Origin of the sequence: Glaciecola sp. MF2-115 (genome assembly GCF_047250385.1) — a bacterium.
Classification (GTDB): Bacteria; Pseudomonadota; Gammaproteobacteria; order Enterobacterales; family Alteromonadaceae; genus Glaciecola.
Genome location: NZ_JBLBVM010000049.1, coordinates 57,365 through 77,536, shown reverse-complemented (window position 1 = coordinate 77,536; position 20,172 = coordinate 57,365). Strand labels below are relative to the sequence as shown.

Annotated in this window: 15 protein-coding genes; 6 read left to right on the top strand and 9 right to left on the bottom strand. The window is 42.1% G+C overall.

The window, feature by feature from the left end; all coding sequences use genetic code 11:
* Positions 1 to 196 precede the first annotated feature (196 nt).
* The 6 genes from ACKLNX_RS08565 to ACKLNX_RS08540 all read right to left on the bottom strand — a co-directional run bounded on the left by ACKLNX_RS08565 (position 197) and on the right by ACKLNX_RS08540 (position 8,624).
* Positions 197 to 955, bottom strand: coding sequence for an SDR family oxidoreductase (locus ACKLNX_RS08565; protein ID WP_412972027.1), 759 nt, complete (start codon positions 953 to 955; stop codon positions 197 to 199).
* Positions 956 to 963: 8 nt separating this feature from the next.
* On the bottom strand, positions 964 to 2,028 hold the full coding sequence (locus ACKLNX_RS08560; protein ID WP_412972026.1) for a phosphotransferase family protein: 1,065 nt from the start codon (positions 2,026 to 2,028) through the stop codon (positions 964 to 966).
* Positions 2,028 to 3,248 carry an acyl-CoA dehydrogenase family protein gene (locus ACKLNX_RS08555; protein ID WP_412972025.1) on the bottom strand — a complete coding sequence of 407 codons (1,221 nt, stop codon included), beginning with the start codon at positions 3,246 to 3,248 and terminating at the stop codon, positions 2,028 to 2,030. Before ACKLNX_RS08555 ends, ACKLNX_RS08560 begins: the two co-directional genes overlap by 1 nt.
* Before the next feature lie 224 nt (positions 3,249 to 3,472).
* Positions 3,473 to 4,069, bottom strand: coding sequence for a thymidine kinase (locus tag ACKLNX_RS08550; RefSeq protein WP_412972024.1), 597 nt, complete (start codon positions 4,067 to 4,069; stop codon positions 3,473 to 3,475).
* Positions 4,070 to 4,149: 80 nt separating this feature from the next.
* A complete protein-coding gene (locus ACKLNX_RS08545) occupies positions 4,150 to 6,183 on the bottom strand; it encodes a putative bifunctional diguanylate cyclase/phosphodiesterase (protein ID WP_412972023.1) in 2,034 nt (677 codons plus the stop codon).
* A 176-nt stretch (positions 6,184 to 6,359) separates the two neighbouring features.
* Positions 6,360 to 8,624: an acyl-CoA dehydrogenase gene (locus tag ACKLNX_RS08540; protein WP_411693019.1), complete on the bottom strand. Its 2,265-nt coding sequence runs from the start codon at positions 8,622 to 8,624 to the stop codon at positions 6,360 to 6,362.
* Positions 8,625 to 8,904: 280 nt separating this feature from the next.
* Here ACKLNX_RS08540 and ACKLNX_RS08535 point away from each other — a divergent pair, with 280 nt between their 5' ends.
* The 3 genes from ACKLNX_RS08535 (at position 8,905) to ACKLNX_RS08525 (ending at position 11,069) form a co-directional block, all read left to right on the top strand.
* The gene (locus ACKLNX_RS08535; protein WP_411693018.1) at positions 8,905 to 9,162 is read left to right on the top strand and encodes a DUF3081 domain-containing protein; all 258 of its coding nucleotides are present in this window, start codon (positions 8,905 to 8,907) and stop codon (positions 9,160 to 9,162) included.
* A gap of 286 nt (positions 9,163 to 9,448) precedes the next feature.
* Entirely contained in the window at positions 9,449 to 10,360 is a 912-nt protein-coding gene (lpxL, locus tag ACKLNX_RS08530) for an LpxL/LpxP family Kdo(2)-lipid IV(A) lauroyl/palmitoleoyl acyltransferase (protein ID WP_412972071.1), read from the top strand.
* A 91-nt stretch (positions 10,361 to 10,451) separates the two neighbouring features.
* Entirely contained in the window at positions 10,452 to 11,069 is a 618-nt protein-coding gene (locus ACKLNX_RS08525; RefSeq protein WP_412972022.1) for a TcpQ domain-containing protein, read from the top strand.
* On the opposite strand, the gene glnE is transcribed toward ACKLNX_RS08525, so the two are convergent.
* The gene (gene glnE / locus ACKLNX_RS08520) at positions 11,066 to 14,200 is read right to left on the bottom strand and encodes a bifunctional [glutamate--ammonia ligase]-adenylyl-L-tyrosine phosphorylase/[glutamate--ammonia-ligase] adenylyltransferase (RefSeq protein WP_412972021.1); all 3,135 of its coding nucleotides are present in this window, start codon (positions 14,198 to 14,200) and stop codon (positions 11,066 to 11,068) included. The two genes, ACKLNX_RS08525 and glnE, sit on opposite strands and share 4 nt — an antisense overlap.
* Before the next feature lie 79 nt (positions 14,201 to 14,279).
* Between glnE and ACKLNX_RS08515 the strand changes: the two genes are divergently transcribed.
* Positions 14,280 to 15,185 (top strand): DUF350 domain-containing protein, encoded by a 906-nt coding sequence (locus tag ACKLNX_RS08515; protein ID WP_412972020.1) that lies wholly within the window; start codon positions 14,280 to 14,282, stop codon positions 15,183 to 15,185.
* A gap of 138 nt (positions 15,186 to 15,323) precedes the next feature.
* On the opposite strand, the gene ACKLNX_RS08510 is transcribed toward ACKLNX_RS08515, so the two are convergent.
* A complete protein-coding gene (locus ACKLNX_RS08510; RefSeq protein ID WP_412972019.1) occupies positions 15,324 to 15,677 on the bottom strand; it encodes a GIY-YIG nuclease family protein in 354 nt (117 codons plus the stop codon).
* Positions 15,678 to 15,730: 53 nt separating this feature from the next.
* On the opposite strand from ACKLNX_RS08510, the gene hldE reads away from it, so the two are divergent.
* Positions 15,731 to 17,152 carry a bifunctional D-glycero-beta-D-manno-heptose-7-phosphate kinase/D-glycero-beta-D-manno-heptose 1-phosphate adenylyltransferase HldE gene (hldE, locus tag ACKLNX_RS08505; protein WP_412972018.1) on the top strand — a complete coding sequence of 474 codons (1,422 nt, stop codon included), beginning with the start codon at positions 15,731 to 15,733 and terminating at the stop codon, positions 17,150 to 17,152.
* Positions 17,153 to 17,194: 42 nt separating this feature from the next.
* Positions 17,195 to 18,244, top strand: coding sequence for an XrtA/PEP-CTERM system-associated ATPase (locus ACKLNX_RS08500; protein ID WP_412972017.1), 1,050 nt, complete (start codon positions 17,195 to 17,197; stop codon positions 18,242 to 18,244).
* A 258-nt stretch (positions 18,245 to 18,502) separates the two neighbouring features.
* Here the strand turns inward: ACKLNX_RS08500 and ACKLNX_RS08495 are convergent, their stop codons facing one another.
* On the bottom strand, positions 18,503 to 20,167 hold the full coding sequence (locus ACKLNX_RS08495) for a TIGR03016 family PEP-CTERM system-associated outer membrane protein (RefSeq protein WP_412972016.1): 1,665 nt from the start codon (positions 20,165 to 20,167) through the stop codon (positions 18,503 to 18,505).
* Positions 20,168 to 20,172: the final 5 nt, after the last annotated feature.

Sequence of the window (20,172 nt, the reverse complement as noted above, 5' to 3'; positions counted from 1 at the left end):
TAAATAACGCTATTGTTCAACGTTTATTGTTTGTGAATTAGTTATTGTTCACAATTCACAGTTCGTAATTTTCAGCTTATTGTTCATTGCTCGTTATCTAAAAATCATCATTCAAAGTTTAGATACTCAGAACACCTTTCAAGATATTCAAAGAAAGCTAAGGCTCGTTTATTCAAATTTAATGCAAATTTCGCATTTAGCTCATTTTCGCAAGCCATGATAAAGGCGCTATGCGCATAACTCGGTTTAGTATTGCCCAGGGCCAGCTTGGTACGTAGCTATTACCACCTTCCTTTTCAATGGCTTTGATGATGGCTTTGCAGCCCGTTTCAGTGTCGACCATGAAGGGGACTTTCTCTACCTTTTCATTAATTTCGCTGCGAATGAAACCAGGGTGAACTGTTGATACTTTGATAGGTGTGCGCATTAAATCAATACGAATACCTTCGCTTAACGAAGTTATTGCGGCTTTAGTTGCGGCATAAACTGTTAATGCTCGGCGGAAGCCGCGCACTGCGCTAATGGATGAAATGGTCACGAGATGACCTGAATTTTGTGCTCTAAATATTTCTACAGCCGCTTCACATTGTGCGATGGCGGATACGAAGTTAGTAATAGCCGTTTCTTTATTCGCTTTAAAATAGCCTGTGCCAATGGAAGCGCCTTTGCCCATGCCTGCGTTGACGATAACGCGGTCGAGTGAGCCTAACTCTTGTTTAAATTCGTTGAACACTGTGAACACAGCTTCATGATCATTCACGTCTAAGGACTTGATAAGCACGGTAATGTTTGGATTTATTTGCTCTAATTCGCTTTTGAGTTCTTCTAATCTCTCAACGCGTCGGGCGCACAATGCTAAGTTGCGTCCCATTTTTGCAAAGAGAATCGCCATGCCTTTGCCTAAACCTGAGCTGGCACCGGTAATTAAAATATTTTGTCTTATTGTAGATGACATAAACTTCTCTATTTATTCTTATTGATGATTTTTCTGCAACGATGCAGCAAGTAGTGTACGAAAAACCACAAGTTTTTGTACTGTGGATTGCGTGTTTGTTTATGGTGATAACGATAATAAATTTGCTGCACTATGGCGGCGAGGCGGAACAATCCATAGACTTCATAAAACGCGAAGTCCTCGGTTTTCAAGCCTTGTTTGTCGCAGTAATACTGAATCACTTCTTCACGTGTCATCATACCCGGTAAGTGCGTTGGCTGGCGGCGAGTGCTTCTTGCCAACCAATCGTCATCAGCTTGAACCCAATAAGCAAGGCTGTTGCCTAAATCCATTAAAGGGTCACCCAATGTGGCTAATTCCCAATCGAGCACGCCAATGATTTCTTGTGGGTTTTGCGCGTTCAGCACGAGATTATCAAAGCGATAATCATTATGCGTGATACATATTTTTTCTTCACTCGGGATGTTATTCGCTAACCAATCGGTGACTTTCTTACCTTTAGGTACATTCCAGGTCTTGGCTTTTTGAAAGCGTCCTGTCCAGCCTGAAATTTGACGTTGAGTATAGCCTTCGCCTTTACCCAAATGTTCTAAACAAGCGGCTTTATAATCAACATTGTGTAGCTCAATTAAGCCATCAAGGGCTGCTTCGCAGAGTTTTCGCGTATCTGCAGGAGTTATTTCTAAATCTCGCGGCATGTTCTGACGGGGAATGATGCCGTCGAGCTTCTGCATGATATAAAACTCTGCGCCAATGACTGACTCGTCATCGGTGTAACCTAGCATGTCGGGTACTTTTGGGTAGACGCTTTTCAGGGCGCTTTGTAAGCGGTACTCGCGGCCCATATCGTGAGCCCCTTTGGCTTTTGTACCAGCCGGTGGTCGACGCAAAATCACGGACTTGTTTTCAAACTCAAGGCAATAGGTCCAATTGGACGCACCGCCAGAATATTGCGTTACAGAAGGCGTACCTTGTAACTCAGGAATATTGGCATTTATCCATGTAAGCAAAGGCGCTATCGGGAGCTCTTCGCCTGGGCGCACCTTGCCTGCTTTATCTATTATCTTTGTCATTACTTATATTTCTTCAATTCTAAGCGTGTCACCATTTTCATGTGCACTTCATCGGGGCCGTCGGCTAGCCGTAAAGAACGAGCGCCCGCAGCGAAACGAGCTAATGGGAAGTCTTCACACATGCCTGCGCCACCATGGATTTGAATCGCCATATCGACCACTTCTTCTAGCATTTGTGGGATCATGACTTTGATTGCTGAAATGTCTACCATCGCATTTTTCACACCTAAATTATCAATCTTCCATGCCGCTTGAAGTGTTAATAGGCGAGCTTGTTCTATTTTCATTCGAGCCATAGCAATACGTTCGCCATTACCACCTAAATTGATGATAGGTGAACCGAAAGCTACGCGAGATAAGCCACGCTTAATCGCTAGTTCTAAGGCCTTTTCTGCTGAACCTATAGCGCGCATGCAATGATGAATACGACCTGGGCCTAAACGACCTTGTGCAATGGCAAAACCTTTACCCATACCAACCAGCAGGTTTTCTTTAGGTACTCTTACATTCGTAAAATGCATTTCACCATGACCAAACGGCGCATCGTAATCGCCATAGGCACTCAACATGCGTTTAATTTCAATACCGGCAGTATCTAAAGGCACAAGCACCATGCTGTGTTGGCTGTGTCTGTCATTTTCAGGGTTGGATAAGCCCATGAAAATACACACTTTTGCATTTGGATGTCCTAATCCAGTCGTCCACCATTTTTTACCATTGAGAATGAGTTCATCGCCATCCAGCTCGATAGTTGCAGCCATATTAGTTGCATCAGATGAGGCAACGTCGGGCTCAGTCATACCAAATACAGAGCGTATTTCACCGGTTAATAAAGGTGTTAGCCATTTCTCTTGTTGTTGTTTATTACCGAAGTGATAAAGCACTTCCATATTGCCTGTATCGGGTGCGTTGCAATTGAATATTTCAGGAGCAAATATGTAGCGGCCCGTTTCTTCGGCGAGCGGTGCGTATTCTAATGTTGTTAGGCCTTGACCTAATTCTGCATCGGGCAAAAACAGATTCCACAGTCCAGCTGCTTTTGCCTTCTCTTTCAGCGGTTCAATTTCAGGGTGAACTCTCCACTTTGTCCAGTCACTTGTGGGGTTTAACTCGGCTAATTCTTCATATACTTGTTGTTCGATAGGGGCAACGTGGGTATCTAAAAATTCGCGAATGCGGGCGATGTAATCTTGAGTTTTAGCGTTGTGAGAAAAGTCCATAAGATGTCCCTAAATGATCAACCATAAAACTACATAGTAGTGCATATCTTTGTATCAGCGAACTTTGTTTAATTTGGGTTTATTGATAACTTTGATGAATAGTGTTTTTAACTATTTCGGTACAAGCAAAAAGAGAGCGTTACTTGCGAATCGCTCTCTTTAGCTTATTCCTTATGTCACAAGACCTTTATTTACCTTTATTGTGAAAGGAGTGCTGCCTTCTATTATTGGTTTGAGTGATAGTCCAAAGGTACTTTCTCAGTAAAATGCTTGCGACACAATGACACATACTTCTCATTCCCACCTACATCAACTTGGTCTCCTTCGGATATTGGATTTCCTTTGGCATCTAGGCGCGCCACGAAGTTGGCTTTTCTTCCACAGTGACAAACGGTTTTAAGTTCAGATAGTTTATCTGCCCATGCCAATAGATAATGGCTGCCTTCGAACGTTTGACCTCTGAAGTCGGTGCGTAAACCATAAGCCAGCACCGGAACTTTCAGTTCATCTACAATCTTTAGACATTGCACAACTTGCTGCTTGGTTAAAAACTGCGCTTCGTCAATGAACATACAGCTGATTTTTTGATGCTCACATTCTTTGCGCATTACCGCAAATAAGTCCGTTTCTGGCGTGAAAAGGTTTGCGGGCGATTCAAGACCAATTCGCGATGCGATTTTGCCAGTGCCATAACGATTGTCGAGCGCAGCCGTGAATAGAGTGATATTCATACCGCGTTCTTTGTAGTTGTAAGCTGATTGTAGAAGTGATGTCGATTTTCCAGCGTTCATCGCCGAATAGTAGTAATAGAGTTGTGCCATTGATGATGGTTCTTATAGTGTGGTGGTTCTTACATACTGCCTAGCAACGCACGATCAACAATAAGTGATCAAGGCATTTGCTAAAAAGTTTCAATCCAATTCTTGAGATCGTTACTTTTCATGGGGCGCGCAAATAGATAACCTTGAATATACCGAATTCCTAAGTCTTTTAGAACCGCCAATTCGGTTTCTGTCTCAATTCCTTCGGCAACGGTTATCGCAGAAAACTCGTCAGCAATTAGTTTTGTTGCCGACACAATGGTAAGTACCTTGGTATTTAGCCCTTGTAGGAAGCTTCTATCAATCTTAATAATATCGAATGACATAGTTTGCAATTGATTCAAGGAAGAGAAACCTGTTCCAAAGTCATCAATTGAAATGTGGATACCTCGGTCTGCAAGTGATTTTAATTGCGACTTGGCGAGCTCTCCATTTTCTAACATGACGCTTTCTGTAATTTCTAAGTGAAGTCGGTCCGCAGGCAAGCCACTGCTTCGCAGAGTCTCATCAATCGTGTTAATAAAGTCTTTATCTAGTAATTGTAGAGAGGATACGTTGACAGATACTGAAGGATTATTCTCAAACTTCCAAAGAACCGCTTCGTGGCAAGCCTGCAAAAGTACCCATGCACCAATTTCAACGATACGACCTGATTTTTCGGCGAGTGGAATAAACTCGGCTGGGGATATATTTTTTCCCTTATGTTCCCAACGTAACAATGCTTCAATTGCCCATGGTTTCTTATTTTCAATATCCACTATGGGTTGAAAAACTAGGGAAAACTCTCGATTGTGCAGTGCACTTCTTAAACCGTCACGAATCACTTGATCATGCTGAAATTCATCGAAGAGTTCTGGAGTAAAGTGCTTGGCAAAGCCTTGCCCCGTTTTCTTTTGATAGTACATCGAGATATCGGCATATTGAATTAACTCATGCGGGTCTTTGCTGTCATCAGGGTATTTGGCAATGCCAATACTTGCGCCTAGTGTAATATTGTTTGATGCAATGGACATGGGTGTTGATATGCTACTTAAAATATCTTGAACCAAGCCTGCAAGCGACACAGCACCCACATATTGCGTGCAAACTAAAAACTCATCGCCACCCCAGCGACACAAAAGGTTTTCTGATTTGTCATCAAGGCCCATCACGACCTCTAGTTCTTGCAGTCGTACTGCTATTTCACTTAGAACAGCATCACCCACTTTATGCCCAAATCCATCGTTGACGTCTTTGAAACCGTCCAGATCAATAAATAACAAAGCATAGTGTTCTTTGCTTAGAGAGGCTTCCTCCAGAGTGCTTTTTAATTTCTGTAAAAAAGCATTACGATTCATTAGGTTAGTAAGCGGATCTAGATTAGATAAGCGATATATTTCGGCTGTACGATTTTCAACCTTAGTTTCAAGTGAATGGGTATAGGTGTCGAGTTGCTGATTCGCTTTAGTCAGTTGCTCGTTCATTCGGTCAACTTCTTCCTTCTCTTCATCCATCAATTTAATTAAGGATGTGTTTTCGTTTTTTAAGGCAAGTGTTTCGGATATGAAGGCGCTAACCTGTCCTGAGGTTGCAATCATCACAGTCCAATATCCAAAACCTAAAAATGAAACAAACTTAAAATAAGCAAACTCGCTGAACAAACCCATACTTGCAAAAGGGAGTATTAAGCTAGACATATACACAATAGCTAATAACCTTGATGGCGCTAGAATAGTCGTCGCTCCTCCCGCTAAGGCCGATACGATGATTGCACTTACTGTTATTTCAACCGCTTCCATATGAGGCACCATTAGAAAGCTGTAGCTGGCCCAAATTAGGCAGTTCGCAACTATGCCGATGGTAAATCGCAACACGGTAGGTTTTAGTTTTAGAGTATTTTTCTTTATCTGAGCTCTTGTATAAAGGTTATCAATTAAACGCAGAGTGTGAGCTATCGCGAGAACGATAAAGAGGGTCGTTTTGAGAGCTTGTTGTTCAGGCGTTTCAAAAGCAAAGCACAAGACACCCATGCATAGCAAGGTGATAACTAAACCTCCAATGGCGTTTCCGTACAAAAGCTGTAGGCGAGATTGGGTATCTTGTTGGCTTGAATTAAAAATGTCGTTTTGACGCATGAACCTGCCTATTTATTATGTCGTTGAAAAAACAAATAACAGTTAAAACACATGAGTTTTCGAGTATAACAGCAGAAATTAATAAATGGGTGAAAAAAAAGGCGTACACATTGTGTACGCCTTTTATAGTATTTTAATGAGCTAGAAAACAATTCGTGCGTTTCTAGCCTCTGACTTTAAGCTGCGTTTGCTGCTGAATCTTCAGATTTTCCTGCCGCAGGACCATCAGTTTCTTCTGCAGTCAACAATTCCATATCGAAAGTGAACTCGTCAACACGCACAGACAACTTACGTTTCTCATTGTACTCCAACAAGGTTGCGCGCTCTGCGTCAGTCAAGCTACCAGCTGTGTGCAAAGTATTCACCGCGTGCTCGAAGGAAATGAATGGGATAACAGGCGCAGCTTTTAACGCTTTGTGCACTTTTGATAGTAAAGGCATTGCAGCATGTTTTGCTTTAAACGCTTGTTCATTAATATCATTGCCGTCACCAGGTACTACTTTCACAAGGTGAGTTAGCTGCGCTTTAATGCTGCTATCTTGCATCGAAGCGGTTGATAATTCACGTACCAAGTCATCAGAAATATGGCTTACTGAAGACGTGTAAGTGTTAGTCAACATTCTCATCAAACCACGCGTTGGTGTGTTCGGGAAGTTGTTGATGAAATCAACAATCGCTTTTTCAGCTTGCTGTAGTGACCATTCCATCGCATAACGGAAATAAGCTTCAGCCTGGGCTCTGTCTTGAACTCGTTGCTCAAAGAAACGAATAGATGCCATTGCGCCATACAAGTAGCTCATTACGTCACCTAAACGCGCAGACAATAGCTCTGCTTTCTTCAGGTCGCCGCCTAATACTAATAGAGACAAGTCGGCTAATGGAGCAAGTTTTGCTGCCAATGCGTTGACGCGTTTCTCATAAGGGCGAACAATTGGAAGGTTCGACTCTTTCGAGCGTAAAAATGGTAAGTAACTATTTGCCATACTACGGAAAGCATTTTTAACGCTAAATTTAACCGTCTTACCTAGGACCTTATTAAATTCTGCATCGGCTGTTTTGTCGTCGCTGTGGATCAAATCGACCATTTCTTTCAAATGTGGATGACAACGCATCGCACCTTGGCCAAATATCATTAAGCTACGTGTCAGTATATTTGCACCTTCCACAGTAATCGCGATAGGAAGGGCTGCATAACCATTTGCTAATGTGTTCTGCGGGCCACGTTGTATTGCTTTACCTGCTTGAACGTCCATTGCTGAGTTCAATACGTCACGACCAAGTTCAGTCATGTGATATTTTGCAATTGCAGTAACAACAGCTGGTTTAATACCTTCGCCTAAACCTTCAGTTGTTAGCACACGCATTGCTTCTAGCAAGAATGTTTTACCAGCAATATCAGCCAATTTGTCTTGAATACCTTCGAAACGACCGATTGGAACGCCGAATTGCTCACGCACAAAAGAATACTCAGACGTTGACTTAAACGCTGACTGCGCAGTTGCAACGCCCATCGCTGGTAACGAAATACCGCGACCTGCACCTAGGCAGCTCACTAGCATTTGCCAACCACGACCGATGTTCTTCTCGCCACCAATAATGAAGTCCATTGGGATGAATACATCTTTACCGCGCGTTGTACCATTGTAGAATTTTACGCCCATCGGATCATGACGGTTACCTAGTTCAACACCTGGGTGTGATTTTGGAAGTAGGGCACAGGTAATGCCTAATTCAAGTTTATCACCCAGCAATTGCTCTGGATCGAATACTTTAAAGGCTAGGCCTAATACTGTCGCGATTGGTGCAAGAGTGATATAACGCTTGTCCCAAGTCACGCTGATACCAACGACTTCTTTACCTTCCCACATGCCTTTGGTCACGATACCAGCATCTGGAATAGAACCCGCATCTGAACCCGCTTCTGGGCTCGTTAGGGCGAAACAAGGAACGTCTTCACCCACTGATAATTTAGGTAACCAGTAGTTTTGTTGTGCTTCAGTACCGTAGTGCATTAATAACTCGCCTGGACCTAAAGAGTTAGGCACCATAACGGTTACGGCAATCGCACCACTTGTAGCTGCAATCGTTGCTACGATAGTAGAGTTTGCGTAAGGCGTGAATTCAAGACCACCAAATTTCTTTGGAATGATCATTGAGAAAAATTTGTTCTTACCAAGGAAATCTAAAATTTCTTGTGGAATATGCTTGCTATTGCCTAATTCGAAATCATCGATCATAGACAACAATTCAGCCACAGGACCATTTAGGAAAGCTTGCTCTTCTGCGCTCAATGTTGCTTGAGGAAGGCTGCGCAGGGCATGCATGTCAGGTTTGCCTTGATAAATTGAAGACTCAATCCACACATCACCAGCATCCAAAGCTTCTTGCTCAGTTACTGAAATTGGTGGTAATACTTTTTTAAGGTTTGTTCTAATACTCATAATTAACTTATCCGCTCATCTGACCAGTTGAATAATCTATACTACATGAAAATAAATAAAGATCAAAATAATTTGATTAAAATTTGTGCAGAATTGCCTAAAAGCATTACTATCTATCCGTATTTACTCAAGTTATTTATCGTGCTGAAACACAATTTACTTACAACTCTGTACTGATCTTCATACGCGCTCTTCAGTGTATAAGTTTAGTGTGGATACAATTCTTTGCTTGCTATTTAATGTAAGTAATAACGCTGGCTTACGAAAGGAGGGAAGGAAAATGAAAAATAATCTCGATAACAAGATGTTGCTGAGGGTCTTCGAAAAAATGCGCCAACACGGAAAGCATATAGATGGCGCACATCACCTAAATGGCATAAAAGCGTACACAGACTTCGACGGTTACACCTTGTTCTTGGAGGATGCGACAGTGAAGCTTAGCTACGGTTTTCATAACCAGTATCACTTTGATTACGATAATCAGGGCCAGTTTGATGCTTTCGAGAAGAAATTGACGAGCATTGATAAGGAGTATTAATTAGGGCATTTAATCAGGGCATTTAATCAGGGCATTTAAACAAGACTATTAATTAGCACTTTTGATCTGTATTCTTACACAGCAGAGTCGTCAGTCGAATACCACAATCCACTGCTTTATATGAAGAGCTCGACGATGTAGAATACACAAAAAGTCCCTTGATGAGTTTAAAGTGGAAACGACTGACAAAAAAAATAACAATCAGGATGCAGACAACTCTATTAAAACTGGTGCAAGCATCCCGACACCAGAGGTAGAAAAGTCAAACAAGCCAATTAAAGCTGTAATGGCACCTCCTTTCACCGCTGCATTTTTTCACCCACGGTATTGGGGCGTGTGGTTTGGCGCAGCAGTTTTATATCTCATCACATGGTTACCCTTACCTGTCATCAAATTATTAGCTAGAGTAATTGCGAAACTGCTTTTTTGGTTTGCACCAAAACGGATTAAAATAGCCAAGCGTAATTTAGAGCTATGTTACCCACAATGGTCTGAAGAAAAACGCCAAAAAGTGTTAAAAGACAATGTGTTTCGTACGGCAATGGGTTTATTTGAAACGGGCATGGGCTGGTGGTGGCCAGAATGGCGTGTACGCAGAGTTGCAGAGGTTGAAGGTCTTGAGCATGCGTTGAAAGTGCTAGAATCGGGTAAAGGCGTATTCGGGCTTACTTTACACAACGTGAACTTGGAAATTGGCTGCCGCATTATTGGCTATGCATATCCATGTATCGCGTTTTATCGCAAACACAACAATCCCTTAATTGACTATATGCAATACTATGGCCGAGCGCGTTCTAACAAATACATGATACACAAACGTAACGCGAAAGCCTTGATTCAAGCAATGAACGAAAACGAGTTTTGTTTATATTTCCCTGATCAAGATTATGGCAAAGGTACGAGTGCCTTTGTTCCCTTCGGCGGCGTTGCGCGAACGGCAACCACCACGGCCACTTTAATGTTTGCCAATCGAGCTAATTGTGTTCCTTTGATGGTCGTGTCTCAACATAGCAAAAAGGGCTACAAGGTAAAAATTGGTGCACCAATTGATTATTTGGCCGATACAAATCAAGAGACAGCACTAACTAAGCTAAACGAGGACGTACTTAAAGTGGTTAATGAGCAGCCGGAGAGTTATTTGTGGATGCATAAGCGCTTCAAAACCCGTCCTGAGGATGAACCCGAATCTTTGTATTAGAGCTCGAAACTCTTAATACACATAACTTAATACACATAATCAATTCGGATAGGCCTTATCGTAGAAGTCCTATAAAATATTAGGTGAGTAAATGGCAAATAAAGAAGTATCCAAGTCGTGGTTAAAGCATATCGCACTTGCCCTTGTTGTATTAATAGGGGCTATAGCTGTTTTGTTATTTATGCCTGAACCCGATGACTCGATGCAAGCCAATAAACCAAAAGAAAGTACGAGCATAGAAGAAAATCTAGCAGACTTCTATCGCGAGTTTCGACTCTCATCTAAAGATCCTATTCAAGCCGAGTATGGCGATTTTGTGGTGTCTTTAGAACTACCTGAAGAAAGCCAAACTGAGCGCCTAGTGGCAATTTCCAATGTCGATAAACCACCAGAGGAAACTTGGCAGGGCGAGTACAAATTTAGAAGTTTTGCGAAAGACACTACGATCAGAGTTGAAGCAATGAAATACGCCGAGGAAGAAGGTATGCAGCTTATCTGGGATCTGAACCAAGACTTTATTATCCGCCAACGATTTCTAGTTGAAAACAATTTATTAGGTACGCTAGATGAAGTGGCTGGGGCAATAGACAGCAACTTCATCCCAGAAGTGAATGTATATTTCTGCAATAAAAAACGTACTATCGTTATTTCTGAGCGAGCCGGCACTTACGTGAAAGAAAACTGCCAAAAAACCGGCTTCATTAATTAAGTTTCGTCTGCAAAAACACTCGCATATGTGCGTTGAATAACACTCATGTGAACATCTAAATTGGGTACCTTTTTGTTAGTGCCAAAAGCGCCTAAACTCAACTTATGCAACTGGTTGCGAATAAATAAGTACGCCTCCTGCAATGTTTCGTTCTGCTCTTGGCTGATCACATTGACGTCTGCGAGCGAATCTAAAATGCGCAAGTTGTCGCTCCATTTGCTCAACTCGCTAAATTCATTCGCATGTCGTAAAACCCAATACTGTGTCAAAAACTCCAAATCAGTAATTCCGCCAGATGTTTGTTTCAGATCCGCACTGTGCTCATCTGATTTATCCAAATGAACGCGCATCTTTTCGCGCATGTCAGCCACTTCTTTACGAAGTTTGTTAGCGTCTCTTTTCTTCGCCAATATTTGCTGCCTAACTTGGGTAAAAGACTCACGTAGGCTGTCATGTCCATATACATAACGAGCGCGAACCAAAGCTTGATGTTCCCATGTCCATGCGTCGTTTGCTTGGTATTTAGCGAAGCTATCAATATGACTAATCAACAAACCTGAGTTGCCTGAAGGGCGCAATCTTAAGTCGATTTCATATAGGTCGTTCAGATAGGTTTTTGTTGTGAATATGTGGGTGATACGCTGCACAAGCTTTACGAAGAATTCACTGCAAGAAACTGACTTTTTGCCAGTGGTCATTGTAGACAGCGGAATGTCATGCACAAAAACAATATCAAGGTCGGAACCGTAACCAAGCTCAATACCGCCTAGCTTGCCATATGCAATAACGCCTAAGCCCTTATTTTGCATAGAATAGCCTTCCGGTGCGCCATAACGCTCAACCATTTGTTGCCAAGCGATATCAATAGCGTGCCCAAGCAATACTTCTGCTAAGACCGTGAGTTTGTCACTCACATTATTAATGGGAAGCGTGCCGCTAATATCTGCTGCCGCAATGCGTAATTGCTGAGTTAGTTTAAAGTAGCGCAGCGCATCCATTTGCGCTTCAACATCATCAGGCTCTACCCGCAGTAATTGCAGTCTTAGTTCGTTTTCATATTCTTGGCGCCATGTGGCTATATCAATTTGATCGGGTCGCAAGTAAGCAGGTTGTAGCAATTCATCTAGTAAGAGAGGGAATGCTTTGATTTGCTTGGCCACCCAGTGACTGTTTGCAGAAAGTGTAATTAGTCGCTCACGAACAGGTGGGTTTTCTAGCAGTAGATCAAGGTATGCCGTGCGCCCAACTATCGTTAATAGGATGTCGAATATTCTTTCAAATAGCTCGTTTGCGTGACTTTTTGTCTTCGTCTTCGTACTTTTTTGTTCGGCTTTTTCTAATACTTCTTCTTTTGCTTCTTCATTAGCTATTTGAATATCATCATAAGCTAATACTTCATCGAGCAATTGTGGAATCAGCTTGCTGAGTGTGTTTCTGCCTTTCTGACCAATCACATGCTTTGTACACTTATTCTTGAATTCTATTAGTTGGGCACTAAGCTTTTCGGCAACTTGTTCTCCATCGGCAATGTGCGGCGTAAGCAGCGTTAAAAACAGCGCTGTCATCTCCTCATTATCTAAACTCAAAGACCATAGATCCGAGTACGATTGATTTGATACCTCGTTGTCCTCTTCATTGCTCTCTTCAATGAGTAGCATAAAGTGAGCGTTGATTCGCTTCATATGAAAGTGCACTTGGCCTAAATCATTGTCTAACAAAAAAATCAATCTCTGATGATCAATATGGTCAGTAAGCTCGCTGGGTAGTTGTTGCGTTTGCTTATCGTCAAATGCTTGCAAATAATGCTCTACTTTGCGCAAAAATAAATAGCTTTCCTGCAGTTCATTCGCATCTTTGGAGCTAAGGAATTGATGTTCAACAAGCGCAGCAAAGGAGTCCAGAATAGACTTTCTTTGACATTCGGTTACCTTACCGGCGTGGATCATTTGCAGTGATTGTACAAAAAACTCTACTTCTCGAATACCACCTCGGCCTAATTTGATGTTGTTGGTCAAGTTTCGTCTTGCTACTTCATTTGAGATCAGTTGCTTCATGTTGCGCAAGGACTCAATGGTTGTGAAATCAAGATACTTTCGATAAACAAATGGAATGATGATACTTCTTAGTTCTCGCACTGCGCCTGAATCTGGATTAATGATCCGTGCTTTTTGCATAGCAAATCTTTCCCACTCACGTCCTTGTTCAAGGTAGTAAGATTCGAAAGCTGGCATAGATACGACTAGCGGACCACTTTCACCTAAAGGTCGCAGGCGCATATCTACACGGTAAACTTGGCCATCTATTGTTGTTTGATGCAAAGCGGCAATTAACTTTTGTGCTAAGCGTGTAAAGAAGCTTTGGTGATCGATGGGCTTACGCGAATGATTCGTTTCCCCCGATTCTGGATAAACGAAGATTAGATCGATATCGGAAGAAAAGTTTAGCTCGCGTCCTCCTAATTTTCCCATTCCAATCACAATTAATTCTTGAGGTTCCCATCTAGGGCCTTCGTTATTCAAATCTGAATGGGTAAAGTTGACGTCCACTGGAGCTGGCTCACCATATCGCTCGCATGCTTTCGTGTACAACCAAGCATTAGCGGAGTTAATTAAGACATCAGCGAGGTGTGAGATAGCTAGCAGAGAGTGCTTAATATCTGCTTTATAGAGTAAATCACGCCAGGCGATAGCGAGCATTTTTAAATGGCGAAATTGACGTAAAGCAGCATGCAAGCTAGCCTCATCCGTCACTTCCATCAGTTTGGTCTGAAGTTGCTCGAAGTATTCTGAGTAACTCTGCCCATCATGTTGCTGTTTGCTCACAAGCTCTGGCAATAGACGCATAAACGCGATGGGGTAGAGTTGTGCGGTACGAGATATAAAGTCACTTAGGGCAAATGCTCGGATGATGTCAGCGGAATGCGTTTCCAGCAGCTGAAAATACGAAGACCTTATTGCACCTTCTTGATTTTGAGCATTTTCATTATTCGAATTTTGATTTTCCGAGCGTGCAGTTGTGCTTCCTTTAGAAGCCACACTTTCAACTTTCGATATAGCACTTTCGAGCTTCATTTTAAATTCAGCTAGTTCATGCTGAGCTCGTTCAACTAAAGTATTTGGTAATGCGTGCATTTTAATTCATGTGCTTAATCGACAATAATTGTATTATGGTATAGTTTTCAACTAAATGTGTAGTCTGGATTACCCAAAAATGGAACAACTGGTAAAACTTGTACCTATATCATCAGAAATTCTGATTTATTTGGCCATCGATATCTCAATCGCCATCTTATTATTGCTATCTATTCGCTCATTATCGGGTTGGTTTACCAAATTGAGTGTGCGAAATGAGTTAGGCGAGAAAGATAACTTCGCATTTGGCATTAGTATGGCGGGTAGAATGTTATCGCTTACTATCGTGCTATCAGCAGTAGTGGGGCGACATATGGACCTTGGCTACGAAGCATCTGCTTTAGGGATGTTGTTGTATGGTGCGGTGGGTATTGTCTTGGTAAGAGTCGGGCGCTTTTTTCATGACAAGTTAGTCTTAAATCGCATGGATAAGAACAAATTAATAGCGGAGAAAAACGTATCGGTAGCATTAATCGACGCTAGCAGCTCTATTGCCAGTGCAATTATTATTAAAAGTATTATTAACTGGTCTGTCGGAACAGATGTGAATACCTTAGTTGCCATTTTATCAGGAACGATGATTACACTCAGTATTCTATTACTGACGACTCGCCTTTACGAAATTTCATATGCGAGTAACAATCAAAATAGTGGCTTACAAAGAGCGCTAAGTCAGGGACAAATGGCTCTGGCAATTAAGCATTCGGGCAATTTAATTGGTACTGCCATTGTGGTGTCGTCTGCAGGCGCGATATTAGTGTATGAGCCTGAATCCTATGTGAGCAACATGACTGGTTGGCTTATTACAGGTGTGAGCTTCTCTATTTTTCTCATGTTACTAACGAACATTTCAAAGCGGATTATTCTCAGCGGTGTTAATTGGAAGAAGGAAGTGGACTTACAGCACAATGTTGGTATTGCTAGTATTGAGTTTGTTTTAAGTGTGGGGTTGGCAACGCTGGTTGCGCAGTTGTTTATTGCTTAAGTGGCGCTTATTGGTTGTCGTGCCGTTGCTGCTTCACGAGGGTTTATCCCTTGTTAGCTAGCCATTATTGATTGATTAGCCATTTTTTATTGGTGGCAAGTATCTTCTAGCTAGTCGGCTTACTTAGCGTACTGATGTTTACAACTTAGCTTTTATCTTCAGCATCGTTTCGCTTTGAATTTGCTTCGTTTCGATCAACAAATGTTCAAAGGGTAATTTAGTTGCGCCCAATATAAGCTTGTCTTTACTTTGCCGTGATTGCTTTTTGAGCCATAATTCTAATTTTAAGGCATCAGATTGCGTGCCGACTTCAGCGCAAAATAACAAGTTCAACGGGCCTTTGCCTTTTAGTGCTTTCGCACATTTCGGGTGATTGCTCGCGTGCTCAAAGAATCGACGCGCTGGATCGACCGTTATGCCACAATAAAGCTGGTTTAGTTTGTTTTTTATGAGGTAGATAAACCAAGGTTTATCTGACTTTTTCTGATTCATTGTTATACTCTCAAGCAATTCAAAAAAAATAGCAATTCACAAGACAGTTAATCATGCAAATACCTGATTTTAGTAACGCAAAAATTCTTATTATTGGTGACGTAATGTTGGACCGTTATTGGACTGGGCCGACTTCACGCATTTCTCCCGAAGCGCCTGTGCCTATTGTGCGTGTCGATGATTCAGAAGACCGTCCTGGCGGTGCTGCAAACGTAGCCATTAATGCGGCGACATTAGGTGCTCAAGTTGTGTTGATGGGTATGACCGGTGAAGACGAAGCTGCTCAAATACTCACCGATCGCTTAGCTGCAATGAATGTTCGTTGTGAATTTTCTAAAGTGGCCACACAAGACACCATTACAAAACTACGCATTGTTAGCCGCAATCAGCAACTCTTGCGCTTAGATTTTGAAAAGTCTTTTGCAAAAGATGATAAATCGGAATTAATCGCCAAATTTGAGCAAGAAGTACAAAAGAGTGACTTAGTCGTTCTATCCGATTACAGCAAAGGCTGTTTGTCCGACCCGCAATCCTTAATTTCATTAGCTCGCAAATATAATAAGCCTGTTGTGGTTGACCCTAAAGGTAGCGACTTTGGAAAGTACCATGGCGCAAGCTTGATCACGCCTAATATGTCTGAGTTTGAAGGCGAGATGGGCGAATGTGAATCCGAAGATGAATTGTTTAACAAAGCGCAAGAGTTGAAGAGCAAGTGCAACTTAGAAGCGGTCTTAGTGACGCGTTCTGAAAAAGGTATGTCTTTGTTTCAAGAAGAAGCGTATCACTTACCGGCTCATGCTAAAGAAGTATATGATGTGACGGGGGCAGGTGATACCGTTATCTCAACACTGGCTTGCTGCATTGCGGTGGGTTTACCATTAGAGCGAGCATGTCAGTTTGCTAATCATGCTGCGAGTGTCGTGGTAGGTAAACTAGGAACATCGACAGTGTCAACAACCGAACTTGCGATTGCTGTGAATGCCCAAGTGCACCAAGGCGGTGGAGTCATGAATGCCGAGCAATTGCGTCTTGCTGTGCAACAAGCTCAGCATAAAGGCGAGCGGGTTGTGATGACCAATGGTTGCTTTGACATACTACATTCAGGCCATGTCGCTTACTTAACGGAAGCGGCTACATTAGGTGATAGATTGATAGTTGCGGTCAATACCGATGACTCAGTGCGCAAACTTAAAGGTGAAGGGCGCCCAATAAACAATCTTCAACGCAGAATGGCAGTGTTGGCAGGCTTAAGCGCCGTCGATTGGGTGGTGCCTTTTAGTGAGGACACTCCACAATCCTTAATCGCCAACATACTTCCTGATGTATTGGTAAAAGGTGGCGATTATCAAATACATGAAATAGCGGGTGGAAAAGAAGTTATCGCTAATGGTGGCGAGGTACGCGTGCTATTATTCGAAGAGGGTGTATCTACCACCGGAATTATTTCACAGATTGTGAATGCAGACGCAAAATAGTGTATATTATCGGCGTTTTCAAATAAGGACAGACAACAGAACATGTACGAAAGTTATTACGGACTCAATTCCAAGCCTTTTCAGCTAACCCCTGATCCAGCCTTCTTCTATGCCAGTAAATTACATAAGCGTGCTATGTCTTATTTACAATATGGATTGTCGCAAGCTGAGGGCTTTATTGTTATCACTGGCGATATCGGTACCGGTAAAACGACCATTGCAAATAGCTTGTTAGATAGTCTTGAAGAAGATATTTTCGCTGCACAAATCGTTACACCTAAGTTGTCACCAGATGAAATCGTTAAAATGGTTGCATCTAAGTTCGATATTGATGTTGCAGGTAAAAGTAAAACCGAGATTCTTGAAGACCTTGAACGTTTCTTAAATAAATTATCAGAGCAGGGTAAACGTGCGTTGCTTTTAGTGGACGAGGCGCAAAACCTGCCTTTGGAAACTATCGAAGAATTGCGTATGTTGTCTAACTTCCAAAAAGCCGGTAAGCCTTTGTTACAAAGCTTTTTGTTAGGGCAAGATGAGCTGCAACCTATACTTCGTGCACCTAACATGGAGCAGTTTCGACAGCGTATTGTTGCATCTTGTCATTTGGCGCCATTGAATGCGGAAGAAGCGAGGGAGTATATTGAGTTTCGACTAAATCATGCTGGATATGAAGGCGACGGTTTGTTCAGTGATGAAGCCTTTGCTGCTATTCACAATTTTTCTCGCGGTGTTCCAAGAAGAATGAATACCTTGATGGACCGTATATTATTGTATGGATTTCTTGAAGAGGTGAAGCACTTTGAAGAAGAGCAAGTTGCTATTGTGATAGAAGAAGTGAAGTCTGAAATGTTTGTGCCGGATAACGCTATGCCTGGAAGAGATGAAACTTTCGCCGCTGACTCAGGCGGTACTAGATTCACTGCTAGAGGTACGGAAATTCATGAAGCACAGTATTATAAAGATATGCTAAATGAGCTCGTAGATGCTTTAGACGACGCTTTAAAGCATAAGATTAAGCTTACTCAGTATATTGATAAGATTTTGAAGAAGAAGTATCAGGCTTATGTGCGTTTGAAAGGGGATGATGAGTAGTAGAGCTCATCTTTACCACACCCTGGAGATCTTTTTAGAACAACCGTCATTCTTGCGCAGGCAAGAATCCTCAACCCTCCTCGTCATTCTTGCGAAGGCAAGAATCTCCTTCCTATATCGCATTATGTCTTTAATTCCAGGTGATGTTTTAGGAGATATCTGCCTTCGCAGATATGACGGAAGGGGAAGCAAATAAGACGGAAGGGGGAGCAAATAAGACGGAAGGGGGAGCAAATATGACGCAAACCAGCGTGAGACTTACTTTGAAAGTCTATACTTCAGGTTAAGCGATACTCGGCGGTCTTTAATATCACCAGTAAAACCTAGTGAACCTACATTTCCTACTGTCCGTCCTTCAGTTTCACGTTGTAAATATCTAAAGTCCAATGATAAATCGAAATATCGGCCAATAGGTCGGCTCAAACTTAACTTGGTAGTTAAAACTTCTGACTCACCTGATTCTCCAGCCAGAATATTATCGGTGTGCGAAGCATTAGCTGTCCAACTGATATTTGTTTTCGGGCCAATCATAAACGCAACTGATGTGCCTGCAGAGTAAGTGCGTGATAGGCGGTCAGATTCCAAATATTCATTAGTAGAATAACCTCCATTCAATGACAATTTAGTTCTACGAAGCTCCGTACCCAACTCCCACGAAAGCCCCTTTCTTAAAATAAGTTCGTCATTAATCTCTGAATTTTGGGAGTTAAATTGGATGAACTGTTCGTTAGGTTGAAGTCGGTAATTAAGTGAGCTTGGTTGAAAGCACGCTGACAACTCCACAAGACCGTCTGTACAAACGAAAACACCTAAATTACTGGGCTCTGCAATAAGCCGAGAGAAACTTGTAACTTCCTCACTATATCTGATTTGGGTTCGGAGTTTTTTAATTCTGTGTTGAAAACTAAAGTTACCGCTTTCACCAAAGAAACGACGGGTATAACCGGCGCTCATTTGTGTGCGAGGTGTAAATTGCCAATTTGCGTCCAGGCCCAAGTAGCCTTTGTTATCTTCATCTTCTTCTATGGCTTCATCTTGTGCTCGGTTCCAAGTGAGCGTGATGCGTTTGTTTTGAGATTCTCGCCACATAAAACCAGCACCAACAGTGTTGTATTCTCGAAATTTTGAGAAGGTCTCATTGTCTGACTCTACTTGGTTTGCTTCGTGACTAGCAACAACTATTAGGCCGAAATCGCTAATAATGCGATAAGATAAATCACCATTAATGCGTCTGTTAGTATAATCACCGTTTACACTGCGATCTGAAACGCTGAAGTCGCTTTGTATCTGAGCACTGAGGCGTTCAAAGTTGTCTCCAGTAAATGTGCTGGTCGCAATGCTAAACACGTCGCTATTTAGCTGATTAAGTGAATTTTCGCGTTTTTCACTTTCTGTAATCGAGTAATTAATTTTCGTTGTGTGACCAAAGTAATCACCTCTGGGAAGTGTGAAATCGGCACCAAATCGGTTGGATCGTGTTTTTGTGAGGTTATCTGCGTTTAGCAAAAAATCATCAACTAAATAGCCAACTGTAGCCCGAGATTGATAGTTTAATGCACCGCTTGCGGTAAATGTGAGTAAATTCTCAACGGCTGCAAAACTGCCACCATAGGCAAAGTTTGTGTAGTTACTGGTGACATCTGCTTCCTCTAAACTGCGACGAACGTGATTGTGTGTTGCTCTCCAAAAACCATTGAAGCGCTTCGATTTGTAGTTAAGTGATAATTGAGGACGTAATATTAAGTTAGTCGAATTTGTCGATTGACGTCGTTCTTCCGAATATACATCCTGATAAACAGCTTCATTATCGATACCAAGCGTCCAATCCAATTCATTGGCGAAAGAGTGCTGGCTCGAAAACATTATAAATAGGGGCGTACTAGCTAGTATGGCTGTCGCTAATGGCTTCCTTTTAAACTGCATCTGCT